We start from the raw sequence: 12,970 nt of genomic DNA, 5'->3' as shown, positions 1-12,970 counted from the left end.
GTTTTTTGGCGACCGGTAACGGATGCGGCGAAAGACGGGCAAGGAGAGTCCGCAGCGATGTTATCCAGCTGGCGCGACGGTGGTGTGTCAAGAAGGTCATACTCTGTCATAAGAAAACGCGATGGATGGCGATTGTCGATGATCGATTCCTGAGGAACAACCACAATGTTAGTGTGCTGTTACCAAACGGTGATGAGGTTACAAGCTGGAACAATGATGTTTAACCGTGTCTTACACAATGTCTAAGGTTGTTGTATAGTCCGTTTTTTTCGGAGGAACCATGCTGCCCAACTCATCCACGCGCCTGAACAAATACATTAGCGAGAGCGGAATCTGCTCACGACGTGATGCCGATCGTTACATAGAGCAAGGTAACGTTTTTATTAACGGCAAGCGCGCGACCGTTGGCGCACAGGTCTTTGCCGGGGATGAAGTGAAAGTGAATGGACAGTTGATCGAGCCGCGTAACGAAGAAGATTTAGTGCTGATTGCGCTCAACAAGCCGGTGGGCATTATTACCACTATGGAAGAGGGTGAACGTGATAACATCGGTGATTTTGTTAACCACAGTAAACGCGTGTTCCCGATCGGCCGTCTGGATAAAGACTCACAGGGTCTGATTTTCCTCACCAACCACGGTGACCTGGTCAATAAGATCCTGCGCGCCGGTAACAACCACGAGAAAGAGTACGTGGTGACCGTAGATAAGGCCATCACCGACGAGTTTATTGCCGGGATGGCGGCGGGTGTGCCGATGCTGGGTACTGTGACCAAAAAATGCAAAGTGAAGAAAGAGTCGACCTTTGTGTTTCGTATCATCCTGGTTCAGGGTCTTAACCGCCAGATTCGCCGAATGACCAAGCATTTTGGCTTCGAAGTCACCAAGCTTGAACGTACGCGTATCATGAATGTCAGTCTGAAAGGCATCCCGCTGGGCGAAGGGCGTGATTTTACTGATGACGAATTGATTGAGTTGTTTAACTTGATCGAGGATTCTTCATCCGAAGACAAAAAAACGCAGCAAAGCCAGGCGAAAAAGAAACCGGCAGCAGCGGCGAAAAAAGTCGCATCGAACGGTGCAAAGATTCCAGAGAAAGCTGCGGCCAAACCAGCAGGACGTCAGCGCTTTGCTCAACCTGGTCGTAAAAAGAAAGGGCGTTAAATTTTCCCTGGATTTGCCATGACTGTTTAAACCCGGAACAAATTTTATAATCCTCTCACTATTTGTTCCGGTTTTTTCCCTTCATACTTTTTTTAACAAAGGAGGGAACAATGAACAACGCAACCTGGTTAGATGAAATGCAGCATTTCTATGCCGCGCAGCCGCGTCCGGCGTGGGTTCCACGCATGTTTTGGCTGACCAAAAAACAGCGTAATAAAATTTTGACGGAACTCTTGCTGCCGCAGGCCAAACAGAGATAACGCTGCTATTTAGCCGGTTATTTAATGTTAAGAATAACCGGCCCTTATCACTCTTCTTCAGCCACTTTGACCACGGTTTTACCAAAGTTATTACCCTTCAACATATCGAAGAACGCCTGTGGTGCATTTTCTAATCCATCGATCATGTGTTCACGATAGTGAATTTTCTGCTGTTCAACCAATGGCGTCATCGCCTGCAGAAATTCCGGATATCGATCACCGTAATCCTGGAAAATAATAAACCCCTGCATACGGATTCGGCGCTTCAATATCCCACTCAGGATTTGTGGCGTACGGTCAGGACCAGCGGGTAGGGTTTTGCCACTGTTATAGGTTGAGACCAGTCCACAAACCGGTACGCGAGCGGCGGTGTTCAACAGCGGGAACACGGCATCAAACACTTTGCCACCAACGTTCTCGAAATAGATATCGATCCCGTCCGGGCAGGCGTTCGCCAACTGTTCAGCAAAATCCTCGCGATGGTGATCGAGACAGGCTGAGAACCCGAGTTTTTCAATCGCGTAGCGGCATTTCTCTTCACCACCGGCAACGCCAACCACATGACAGCCTTTGAGCTTACCCAGTTGCCCGACGGTGGCTCCCACCGGGCCCGTCGCGGCGGCGACCACCAGGGTTTCGCCTGCTTTTGGCTGCCCAATGTCCATCAGGCCCATGTAAGCGGTGAAGCCGGGCATCCCCAGAATGCCCAGCGCCCAGGATGGGTGGGGCAGATCGCCGATTTTCGCTACGCCAGTGCCATCCGAGACGGCATAACGTTGCCATCCGCTGCCTGCCAGTACCCAGTCACCGGTTTTATAATCGGGATGCTGCGATTCAACCACCTGTGAAACTGTACCGCCGACCATTGGCTGATCAAGTTGTGCCGGAGGCGCATAGGATTTACTGTCATCCATGCGCCCGCGCATATAAGGATCCAGTGAGAGGTAAACCGTGCGGAGCAGCATTTCACCTGTTTTGATGGAGGGAATAGGTTGTTCAACAAGCCGGAAATTCTCTTTAACCGGTTCGCCATCGGGGCGCGATGCCAATAGCCAGGCTTGATTGCTGTCAGGGGATTGCGTCATGTAAACCTCTTTACTCATTTGAATCAGGCAAGTGTAGTAGAAACCTATTTAAGAGTTTGTCGCAATTTTGAAATGTTGCTATATAATAACAATTAGGTGTTTTTTACATATATGTTGCTATATAACAACATTTGGAGGCGTATGCTGTCAGGCATGCAAGATATCGGCAGAAAGTGCCAGGAAAAACGTAAAGCGAAAAGGTGGACGCAAGCCAAAGCAGCCTTGCATTCGGGTGTTCACCGCACCGTGATCTCGCAGATTGAGAACGGCCTTTATTCTGGGTCACTCAAAGTATTGACGTTGTATCTCAATACGCTCGAACTAAAACTTTCCGTGCAGTCTGCGGGCATACCGCAACTGGATGAACTGGAGGAATTGTTTAACGATGACTGATTTCAACCAATTGGCAAAGCCACTGCGTTACATTGACGTGTTTAGCGGGGGTGAGTACAGCGGAAGATTGTTGCATGAACGGGGGAGTTACAATTTCAGTTATTTCTCTGAAATGGCACGCCCCGTATCGCTTACCATGTTGGCGGAAAATCGGATCAGTTATAACGGTAGTCGATTATTTAATATTTTTGAGATGAACATACCTGAAGGCTATGTTCGCTACCACATCGCTGAACGTTTACGCCGTTATGTGGGGAACGTGAGTGATATGCTTTTCCTCGCATTACAGCAGGACACTGGAATAGGCGCATTATCGTATAAAAGTGAGATCGATTTTCCGCGGCCTTCACCGGAAAAACTGGATGATTTGCTTCGCTGGGATCATAAAGAAAGCGCTTTTCAATATTTGCTAAATAAATACCTGCTACAAACCTCCATTTCGGGTGTGCAGCCTAAGGTAATGATCAGCACTGAGAATCGTGGTACCGTGTTGTACCCAAATCTTATAGCGAAAACGGGTGATGAAGAGTACCCACGATTAGCGGAAAATGAATTTATCTGTATGTCCCTGGCGAAGCTTTGTGGCTTGCCAGTTGCCGATTTTTGGCTTTCTGATAATAAAGAACTTTTTATTATGGAACGCTTTGATATTCAGCATAATAGACGTCTGGCAATGGAGGACTTCTGTGTGCTATCAGGGAAAACATCAGACCATAAATACAGTGGTTCTTATGAAACCGGTGGGAAAATTGTGAGTTTATTTACGCGCGATCAGTCCCAGGTTGAGTTGTATTGGCGCTATGTTCTTTTTAGCTGCATGGTAGGCAACGGTGACGCGCATTTGAAGAATTTTTCATTACTGTATGCAAGTGAAAATAATGGATCACCCAAGTTATCCCCACTCTATGACGTGGTCAATACAGACATTTATCCAACTACTGATAAAGAGTTGGCGCTTAAATTAAATAAAAGCAAACTATTCCCCAATCGAGATAATCTGCTGAAGTTTGCGCGTGAGCTTAAAATCATCAAGCCTGCTGATATCATTGAGCAATTCGCAGATATCATAAGTGACCAAATAAATAACAACCCGATTTTCGATGATTTCCCTGCGCTTAAGGAATCAATCGCCCAGTCTCTGACTCGCAGCGTGGCGACTAACAATGTATTTTTAACCACTGACGTCAAACGACCTAAAAAACGAAAAACTGACTCATTGCTCTAATAGCGCTGGGAGGTATCTATCTTCCCAGTGAGCCAGCGCACAAACCCACACAAAACTTTACGCTGGGAAAACCGCTAACGCATTGAACATAAAAGCCCCTTCAACATCTGCACAAACGGTCTCGGGCATTCTCACATAACTGCTCTTTAATCGACTGCGTATACCTATAGCGGTGCAATTAACCCAATAGGTGACGCATGACGGTTCAACAATCTTATGATTTAGCAGCAGATCACGACGCGCATATCGCCTCCGCAATCGCTAAGTTTTTCCGTCGCATCATCCCGATGCTGGCGCTGATGCTGATTGTTAACCAGATTGACCGAGCCAACATTGGATTCGTCAAAGCCGAATTACAGACGGATGCGGGGATCAGTGCCGCAGCCTTTGGTCTGGGCGCAGGATTGTTCTTTATTGGTTACGCGCTGTTCGAAGTGCCCAGCAATATGATGCTGAAAAAACTCGGGGCACGCGTATGGCTGACGCGCATCATGATTACCTGGGGCATCGTGGTGGTGTTAACCGGTTTTGTGAGCACGCCGCTGCATTTCTATGTCCTGCGCTTCTTGTTGGGTGTGGCAGAGGCGGGATTTTTCCCTGGCGTCTTATTCTACTTTCGCCAATGGGTGCCGAACGCATGGCGCGGTCGTGCCACCGCGATGGTGCTGAGTGCCACCGCCAGCGCCTTTCTGTTTTCCGGCCCCTTAACTGGCGCCATTCTGATGCTGCATGAGGTGAACGGGCTAGCCGGGTGGAAATGGGTGATGTTCCTGGAAGGGGGCGGATCGATTGTGATTGGTTTGCTGGCCGCGCTAGTGCTGGTCTCTAAACCGCAGGATGCCAAATGGCTTAACCCAGCAGAGCAACGTGCGTTGCAAGCACAGTTAGCGTTAGAGGATGCCGCTCGTGACGTACATGCTAAAGAGCACGGCCGCTGGGGTTTATTGCGCGATCGCAGCTTACTGTTCTATTGTCTGATTTTTTTCACCATGACCATGACCGGTTACACCCTGGTCTTCTGGCTGCCGCAAATCATCCAGCGTATTCAGGGTTACAACAGCTTTGAAATAGGTTTGCTGACCGCCGTTCCGTGGTTATGTGCCATTGTTGCCTTGTTCCTGCTGGGTAAAACCACCGACCGCTACCGCGATAAGCTGGATAAAGGGCTGGGGCTTGCGATGCTGATTGCCGCGTGCGGCACCTTTATGGCCACCACCGGCACACCCTGGTTTGGCTTTGTCGCGATGATCGTCGCTTGCATTGGCTCGAAAGTCAGCGCGGCATTCTTCTGGCCAATGCCGCAAAGCGAATTACCTGCTTCAATCGCCGCGCCTGGTATTGCTCTCATCAACTCCATCGGCAACCTCGGCGGGTTCTTTGCACCCACCGTGTTTGGCTATCTTGAACTTCATACCGGCAGCACCACCGGCGGGCTGTATGCGCTGACCAGCGTGTCGGTAATCACCGGTGTCTGGCTGCTGCTGCGACGCAAACCTGTTCCCCCTGCATTCGGTCACACGGAGAGAAACCATGTCCGACACACCAGTCATTAAATCGATGCGTATCGTTCCGGTTGCCGGATACGACAGCATGCTGCTGAACATCGGCGGGGCGCATAACTGCTGTTTCACGCGCATTCTGGTGATCCTTACCGATTCAGCAGGCAACAGCGGCGTGGGGGAAACGCCGTGCCACGCTTCAACTTTGCAACTGCTGGAACATTTTCGCCCGCTGATTATCGGTAGCTCACTGATGCGTGCTAACGCCACGTTGAGCCAACTGTTCGCCAGCGACGCGCGGCAGCAACACACCTCGCACACCAATGACATTCATATTCCGCAGATGAATCCAGAGAAGTTTTACAACGCGGCGGCGGCTATTGAGGCTGCGTTGCTCGATTTGCAGGGTAAATTCCTCGATTTACCGGTAGCGGATCTGCTCGCCAGCGGTAAGCAACGAGAGCGTATTCCGGTGTTGGGCTATCTGTTTTATATCGCCGATCGTCAACGCACGAACATGCACTACCGTTCGGGTGATGACGAAGCGGATGGCTGGTTCCGGTTACGTCATCAACCGGCAATGGACAGTGCAGCAGTGGTACGGCTCGCAGAAGCCGCAGTAGAACAATACGGTTTTCGGGACTTCAAGCTAAAAGGCGGCGTCTTGCATGGCGAGCAGGAAGTCGAAACCGTGGAAGCCTTGCTGTCGCGGTTTCCACAATCTCGCGTCACCGTGGATCCGAATGCCAGTTGGTCGCTGGATGAAGCGATTCGCTTTGGTAAACAGCTGGCAGGTAAGGTGCCATACCTGGAAGATCCTTGTGGCGCAGAGCAGGGATATTCCGGGCGCGAGACCCTGGCCGAGTTCCGTCGCGCCACTGGCGTGCCGGTGGCCACTAATATGATCGCCAATGACTGGCGGCAGCTGCAGCACGCTCTGCAGCTCAACGCCATCGACATCCCGCTCGCCGATCCCCATTTCTGGACAATGCGCAACGCCAACGTCGTCGCGCAACTGTGTAACGAATGGGGCCTTACCACCGGTTGCCACTCCAATAATCACTTTGATGTTTCACTGGCGATGGTGGCCCATCTTGGTGCTGCAGCACCTGGCAATCGTCAGACCGCCTTCGATACGCACTGGATATGGCAGGATGGCCAGCCACTCAGCCACCAGCCACCGCAAATTCGTGATGGTTATCTGGAGCTGCCGCCGGGGCCAGGTTTGGGCATTGAACTGAATATGGAACGCGTCGAGCAGGCGCATGCGCTCTATAACGCACTGCCCGATAAGAACCGCAACGATGCATTGGGCATGCAGTTTTTGATTGATAACTGGCGTTTTGACGCAAAACGTCCGGCTCTGGTTCGCTGAGGACATTAAATGAAGAAAACCTTTCACATAGCCACATTACTTACGGCGATGGCGCTCAGCGCACCATTGCTGGCAAAAACTTTTGTCTACGTATCAGAAGCGGATGATGGCACCATCGCCCGCTACACGCTGAACGAACAAACCGGCGCATTGCAGTTGATGGGGCGCACTCAGGCAGGCGGAAAAGTGATGCCGCTGGCGTTGAGTGCTGACCACCAGCATTTATACGCGGCCATTCGCAGTAAACCACTGCAACTGGTGAGCTGGCACATCGATCGCGCGACGGGCGACCTTAATCAGAGGATTGCAGTGCCTGCCATGGCCAGTTATCCCTATATCAGCACCGATAAACAGGGGCGATTCCTGCTGGGCGCCTCCTACGATGGCGATGTGGTGCATGTCTATCGGCTAGCCAAAGATGGCAAGGTGATAGCACCGCCGGTGGGCAGCTACAAGACTGGCCATGCGGCACATTCGGTGATTGTTGATAATGCCGGTAAAACCGCCTACGTCGGCAATCTCGGTACTGACCGCGTATTGCAGTTGAAGCTGAGCGAGGAGGGGGAACTCAGCGCGCTGGGCAACGGTTATGTCAAAACCGCCGACGAAAATGGCCCGCGTCATTCGGTGTTATCACCGGATCAACGCTTTCTGTATAACGTCGGTGAGATGGGCGGCATCATCACCCAGTTCCGTCGCGAGCCGAGTGGCGAACTGGTCAAAGTCAGCGAAACCCCCAACGCCGTAGCCACAGAGTATAAGTTGCAGCATGGACGTGAGCGACCGGCAGGTTACAGCGATACCACGCCACGCAACTGGTCAGCCGATATTCATCTGACGCCAAACGGTCATTTCCTGTTTGTGACCGAACGCACCAGCAGCACAGTGAGCGGATACCGCGTTGATCAACACAGTGGCAAACTGACGCTGATAGGTAGTTGGCCAGTAGAGAAGCAGCCGCGCAGTATTGCCATAACACCGGACGGCAAATGGCTGATCGCCAGCGGTGAAAAAAGCGCAGTGACAGGCAGCTACGCCATTGATGCCAAAAGTGGTTCGTTAAAGCGTGTGGGTGAAGCGCCTGCTGGTAAAGATGCGAACTGGGTAACGGTGCTAAGTGACTGAGTCCCCCTTGCGATGATCTGGCGCAATGCTCTGCGCCAGATTGCGCGAAATGTTTTTATGGAGCCGTTGTAATCATTGAGGTTGTTTAGAAAAGTGTGATCCAGGACACATTTATACGACTGATGACAGGTTGTGAAGCAATAGGCTTATAAATCAGAGAGATTCTGTAAATAGAAGCTGAATTTGCATTTAGTCCATTAGTAACCCTTAATAATTACCCTGATATTGATTGCCTGCCAATATCACCAATTTTGATGCTGTAACAACCTGACATATTTATCGCCGTGAGTAGATTGAATATTCTGGCAGGATACGCCGCACTTAGTGCCGTCTGGTCTCAATACTGTCATGCAGTGGTTTTCAAAAAACGCCGTTTTTTTTGCTGTAAAAACCTGTCTGGCTGCCTTTTTGGCATTGTACTTCTCACTGGAACTCAACCTGGATAAACCCGCCTGGGCCATTACCACGGTTTTCATTGCCTCTCAGCTTTACTCTGCGTCCACCATTTCGAAATCACTGTTTCGCATGCTCGGCACCTTGTTAGGCGGCGTGTTTATCTTCTTTGTTTTTCCCGTCACTGTTGAACACCCCTTACTTTTTAGCTTCATTATCTCACTGTGGGTGAGTGTGTGCCTGTACCTTTCCCTGCACGATCGCACGCCAAAAAGCTATGTATTCATGCTGGCAGGTTACAGCGCTGCCATCATGGGATTTCCTGAGGTGATGACGCCGCTGTCTATCACCAATACCGTGTTATCCCGCATTGAAGAGATCGCTGTTGGCACTGTGTGTAGCAGCCTGGTACATGCGCTATTGTTTCCGGTCTCGATGCGTAGTTTGCTGGAACAGAGTGTCAGCCAGTGGTATTTGAATGCGCGCAAACTTTGCCACGATTTGCTGTCCGGTATTCCGGGGGATAAGTCTCCCGAACGCGATGAAATACTGACGCGTATGGCGACCAATCCGCAGCAAGTGGAAATTTTGATCACGCACTGTGTTTACGAGGGTGATGCCGCGCGCCGTTTGATTCGTCTGGTCAGCGTGCAGTATCAACATCTCTCTTATTTAATCCCCACGCTCACTGCGATTGAACTACGCCTGCAGCGATTATCGGCATTGCAGATTACCTTCCCGGACAACGTCGCGGTAGCATTCCGCCTGTTTTTGCATTGGCTCAACGATGGCGAAGCCGTGGGTGAAACCAGCGGTATCCAGCTGGAATTAAGCCGTTGTCAGAGTGATATCAACCAGGCCTGGCGTAGCGGGGAGCTACCGATTGAACACTGCCTGCTGTTTACCGGTTTGCTGGAGCGCATGGCGGACTTTGTCCGCATTGCGGGCGCTTATCAAAGCGTCGGCGGGTTGGTCAGCGATCTCTCGGGTGACACCACACCCGCACGCGGCAAACGTACCCATCGTTTCTATGACAAAGGGTTGATCAGGCTGTCGGCCTTAACCGCATTCTGCGCGATTTTTGGTTCCTGTTTACTGTGGATTGGCACGGGTTGGCACGACGGTGCCTCAGCACCCGTAATGGCTGCCATCCTGAGCTCGCTCTTTGCCAGTATGGATACGCCACTGACCTCAATGAAATTGTTTGTGCGCGGTGTAATTGTGGCCATCTTCATCAGCGTGATTTATGTGGCGTTGCTGTTACCGCAGGCCACCTCATTTGAAGCGTTGATTATTTGTCTGGTGCCGGGCTTGCTGATACTCGGCCTGATGATTGCACGCCCCTCAACCAATATGATTGGCATCAGCGTGGCTATCCAGATTCCCGGCTTTATTGGTTTAGGCCATCATCTTAAGCCCGATCTGGTGTTGTTGATTAACAACGCGATTGCTTCGTTGGCTGGCGTGCTATTTGCCGTCATTATGACTGTATTGATGCGTAATAAACGGCCTTCATGGACGGCGCGTCGTGCGGTTCGTCAGGGGTTACGTGAGCTATTACGCTTTATCAAGGAACTTGAACGTACCGGTTCATCGCTGCTGGGCAGACAGCGTTTCATCAGTTTGATGCTGGATAAGGTCAACGTGGTGTTACCACGTTTACGACTCGATCCACAGCCGGATATGTCGACCGCCGGGATGTTGTTAACGGAGGTGTGGCTGGGCGTGAACAGCTTTGATTACTACGCGCGACACAAAGATCTGCTGGCAAAACATCAGCTGGACAGTGGACAGATGTTTCACGAGCTTGCCTTGTTTCTGAAACGGCGTCTGAAATCGCTGCAAACACGACCACACCAGGATTTGCTGGACGAACTCGACTGGCTGTTGCTGCTGCTGGAGCGGCTGGCAAAGCAGGATGACGGGTTACTCACACCGCTGTTTCATCTGTTTAGCATTCGTCTTTACCTGTTTCCTGAGCAAGCGTGGCCCATTGCCACGCCGCGCCAGTTGGAAAGAGTGCAACTGCAGGATTATCGTCAGCGCGCTTATTAACCGTACCAACTGTAACCTTTGGGGACACGTGAGAAACCCGCCTCTTTCAACGCTGCGAGCAGGTTGGATTGTCCGACGGGTCGATCGTTAACCCGTTCCAGCGTGAAATTAAGATGCTTTTCGCGGCTTAACGCCTGGCCCAGCGCAACCAGTGCGGCATGAAGATCTTCGTCGCCATCCTGCGCATCAAAGGTCATCAGCTCTTTACCTCCAGGGGGAAGGTAAAGCAGGACACGACCACTGGCGATGACCGTAAAAGCACCCGCACGGCGCGTGGGTTTGGCTCCTGTGAGGCTGAGCGGCCATGGTAGTGTTAAACCGAAGGGGTTCGCGGGGTCAACTGCGGATAATACGACAGGGGGATGTCGCACTGACTTGCCAGCGTCGAGTTGACGCAGACGATCGATAGCAGGGTTATCGGCAAACTGTGCCGCGCCCATGCCTGCAATAAAACGCCCACGCAACAGTCGCCCGGCATCTTCCATCCCGCGCAACACCGGTTGCAACGCCGGAAAGCCGCCGGGAATCTGTTCGGCGATTGCGGCACCACGCGTGATGACACCAAATCGATCCAGCATATTTTCTGCCATTGACAGCGCGCGTTCGGTGTCCGCAATCGGCTGGCGAGGAATCAACGACCAGCGACCAGCCATAGCGTGAAGTAAGAGTCGTGATTCGACCGGGCGACTGGCGCTAAAACTGGATCGACTGTGCCGTCCGTGACGTGCACGAACAGGGCGTGGTTTGGGTGTGATGGTCATTTGGCTGAGATTACGCAACGCCGACCAGGTATCAATGGTGAGGACGCCGCGCCAGGCTAGTTGCCAAAGAGCCTGATAAATCTCCGTCGGATCGATTATTTCTCCGTTGTCCCGGATTTCGGTTATGCGCGGGATCAGTTGTTTGACGAACCAACCCGCGCCATCCTGCATCAACGCCAGTAAAGATGACTCAATGGGTGACAATGTCACTTTGTTATCCAGTGCAGGCAAGGTTTCGCTGGCGAATTCACTTAAATGCAGGGAAACCAAGCCGTCCTGCATGTTTGATGAGGGATGACCAACCCAAATGACCTCTCCCGATGAGAGCAATTCATCCAGCATGGCTGGCTGATAATCCCGAATGCGTGCAGGGAAGATTTGCGATTCCCACAGTGATACCGGCAGCACCACGCCTGCCAGTTGTTCAACGACTCTCATTACGCCATTCAGACCGGAGAAAGCGCCTTGTGGCTGTCGCGCGTTTGCATCACTCAACAGCCCCTGACGCTCAAGCAGAAACGTCACATAGGCGGCTGGTGCAACCGGTTGAGTGGCGTCGCGCGCGGACTGTAACGATCGCACACGTAAGCGGCGAAAGACGCTTTCTGCTGCCCACTGCGTGGACTCATCAGATCCTGAAGCGAGAAAATCGCCTTTAAGTAATTTATTTTGCTGGCGAAGCTCATCCAAAGCTTCATCCACAACGGCGCGACCGAGGCCAAAGCGTTGAGCCACTTGCAAACTGGTAAACACGGCGTGGGTGCGGGCGTAGCGCCCCAATAGATCCTGCAATGGTCGGACGACCGGTTCGAGCAGTGCAGCCGGGAGGCCTGTCGGCAACACGCAACCCAGCGCATCGTGCAGACGTACCGCATCTTCAGCCACTGCCCAGCGTGCGATACCCGCGATTTTCACACTGACGATCCGCTGCGCCTGTTGCAGCGCGTGTAAGCCGGGCTCAAGGGGCTCATCGCCATTGAAGCGTGCAACAAGTTCTTCGGTTGATAACGGACCCAGTTCGCGCAGCATATCCACCAGAGCCTCAATAGTGCGCGCCTGATACTCAGCCACGCAGCGCTGTAACTCCTGTTCAACACGTGCAATCACGGCGGGTTCCAGTAACTCACGCATCTCCGCCTGACCCAGGAGATCACTCAGCAGATTGCTGTCGAGCGCCAGCATTGAAGCGCGTCGTTCAGCCTGCGGTGCATCACTGGCATACATGAACTCGGCGACGTAGCCAAACAGCAGCGGTGCGGCAAACGGCGAGGGCGTTTCGGTGGTGACTTCTGTCAACCGCACATCACCCTGATGTAATCGCGCCATCAGGTGATGCAGCGCGGGTAGGTCGTATACATCCTGCAAACATTCGCGTGCCGTCTCAATCAGGATCGGGAAGTCTGTAAACTGACGCGCCACTTCCAGCAACTGGCTCGCGCGTAAACGTTGTTGCCAGAGAGGAGAACGTTTGCCGGGATTGCGGCGTGGTAATAGCAGGGCGCGGGCAGCACATTCGCGAAAACGTGCGGCGAACAGCGCCGAATGCCCGACTGATGCCATGACGATACGTTGTAGTTCATCAGGTTCGAATAAAAAGAGCTCGGCACCCGGCACCCGACCGTCACTATCGGGGAAGC

9 protein-coding genes and 1 pseudogene are annotated in these 12,970 nt (G+C 52.1%); 8 read left to right on the top strand and 2 right to left on the bottom strand.

All coding sequences use genetic code 11. The annotated features are described in order from the left end of the window. The first annotated feature begins 280 nt into the window (after nucleotides 1-280). Nucleotides 281-1,162 carry a 23S rRNA pseudouridine(2604) synthase RluF gene (rluF, locus tag RT340_RS17320; RefSeq protein ID WP_313377361.1) on the top strand — a complete coding sequence of 294 codons (882 nt, stop codon included), beginning with the start codon at nucleotides 281-283 and terminating at the stop codon, nucleotides 1,160-1,162. Between the two features lie 110 nt (nucleotides 1,163-1,272). Beyond that, nucleotides 1,273-1,422: a hypothetical protein gene (locus RT340_RS17315; protein ID WP_160832916.1), complete on the top strand. Its 150-nt coding sequence runs from the start codon at nucleotides 1,273-1,275 to the stop codon at nucleotides 1,420-1,422. Between the two features lie 47 nt (nucleotides 1,423-1,469). On the opposite strand, the gene RT340_RS17310 is transcribed toward RT340_RS17315, so the two are convergent. Continuing rightward, complete coding sequence (locus tag RT340_RS17310; protein ID WP_058960557.1) at nucleotides 1,470-2,507, bottom strand: NADP-dependent oxidoreductase; 1,038 nt, start codon at nucleotides 2,505-2,507, stop codon at nucleotides 1,470-1,472. A 141-nt stretch (nucleotides 2,508-2,648) separates the two neighbouring features. Between RT340_RS17310 and RT340_RS17305 the strand changes: the two genes are divergently transcribed. From RT340_RS17305 to RT340_RS17280, 6 genes are all read left to right on the top strand, one after another. Beyond that, the gene (locus tag RT340_RS17305; RefSeq protein WP_313377360.1) at nucleotides 2,649-2,900 is read left to right on the top strand and encodes a helix-turn-helix transcriptional regulator; all 252 of its coding nucleotides are present in this window, start codon (nucleotides 2,649-2,651) and stop codon (nucleotides 2,898-2,900) included. After that, nucleotides 2,893-4,125 carry a type II toxin-antitoxin system HipA family toxin gene (locus RT340_RS17300; RefSeq protein ID WP_097117148.1) on the top strand — a complete coding sequence of 411 codons (1,233 nt, stop codon included), beginning with the start codon at nucleotides 2,893-2,895 and terminating at the stop codon, nucleotides 4,123-4,125. Before RT340_RS17305 ends, RT340_RS17300 begins: the two co-directional genes overlap by 8 nt. A gap of 197 nt (nucleotides 4,126-4,322) precedes the next feature. After that, nucleotides 4,323-5,678 carry an MFS transporter gene (locus RT340_RS17295; protein ID WP_097117147.1) on the top strand — a complete coding sequence of 452 codons (1,356 nt, stop codon included), beginning with the start codon at nucleotides 4,323-4,325 and terminating at the stop codon, nucleotides 5,676-5,678. After that, a complete protein-coding gene (locus tag RT340_RS17290; protein WP_097117146.1) occupies nucleotides 5,656-6,999 on the top strand; it encodes an enolase C-terminal domain-like protein in 1,344 nt (447 codons plus the stop codon). The genes RT340_RS17295 and RT340_RS17290 overlap by 23 nt, the downstream gene beginning before the upstream one ends. 9 nt (nucleotides 7,000-7,008) lie before the next feature. Beyond that, complete coding sequence (locus tag RT340_RS17285) at nucleotides 7,009-8,124, top strand: lactonase family protein (RefSeq protein WP_211727912.1); 1,116 nt, start codon at nucleotides 7,009-7,011, stop codon at nucleotides 8,122-8,124. A gap of 348 nt (nucleotides 8,125-8,472) precedes the next feature. Then, entirely contained in the window at nucleotides 8,473-10,572 is a 2,100-nt protein-coding gene (locus tag RT340_RS17280) for an FUSC family protein (RefSeq protein WP_097117273.1), read from the top strand. Here the strand turns inward: RT340_RS17280 and RT340_RS17275 are convergent. Continuing rightward, a pseudogene (locus tag RT340_RS17275) lies at nucleotides 10,569-12,970 on the bottom strand (ATP-dependent helicase); the annotation flags it as partial. The gene RT340_RS17280 and the pseudogene RT340_RS17275 overlap by 4 nt on opposite strands.

Origin of the sequence: Pantoea sp. CTOTU50773, assembly GCF_032082325.1 — a bacterium.
GTDB classification, from domain to species: Bacteria; Pseudomonadota; Gammaproteobacteria; order Enterobacterales; family Enterobacteriaceae; genus Pantoea; species Pantoea communis.
This window is presented reverse-complemented; position numbering and strand designations above follow the sequence as displayed.

What these genes read in the sequence shown, in the direction of transcription:
- RT340_RS17285 (WP_211727912.1), top strand. Translation starts at nt 7,009, where the DNA reads ATGAAGAAAACCTTTCACATAGCCACATTACTTACGGCGATGGCGCTC.
- RT340_RS17310 (WP_058960557.1), bottom strand. Translation starts at nt 2,507, where the DNA reads ATGACGCAATCCCCTGACAGCAATCAAGCCTGGCTATTGGCATCGCGC.
- rluF (WP_313377361.1), top strand. Translation starts at nt 281, where the DNA reads ATGCTGCCCAACTCATCCACGCGCCTGAACAAATACATTAGCGAGAGC.
- RT340_RS17290 (WP_097117146.1), top strand. Translation starts at nt 5,656, where the DNA reads ATGTCCGACACACCAGTCATTAAATCGATGCGTATCGTTCCGGTTGCC.
- RT340_RS17295 (WP_097117147.1), top strand. Translation starts at nt 4,323, where the DNA reads ATGACGGTTCAACAATCTTATGATTTAGCAGCAGATCACGACGCGCAT.
- RT340_RS17300 (WP_097117148.1), top strand. Translation starts at nt 2,893, where the DNA reads ATGACTGATTTCAACCAATTGGCAAAGCCACTGCGTTACATTGACGTG.
- RT340_RS17315 (WP_160832916.1), top strand. Translation starts at nt 1,273, where the DNA reads ATGAACAACGCAACCTGGTTAGATGAAATGCAGCATTTCTATGCCGCG.
- RT340_RS17305 (WP_313377360.1), top strand. Translation starts at nt 2,649, where the DNA reads ATGCTGTCAGGCATGCAAGATATCGGCAGAAAGTGCCAGGAAAAACGT.
- RT340_RS17280 (WP_097117273.1), top strand. Translation starts at nt 8,473, where the DNA reads ATGCAGTGGTTTTCAAAAAACGCCGTTTTTTTTGCTGTAAAAACCTGT.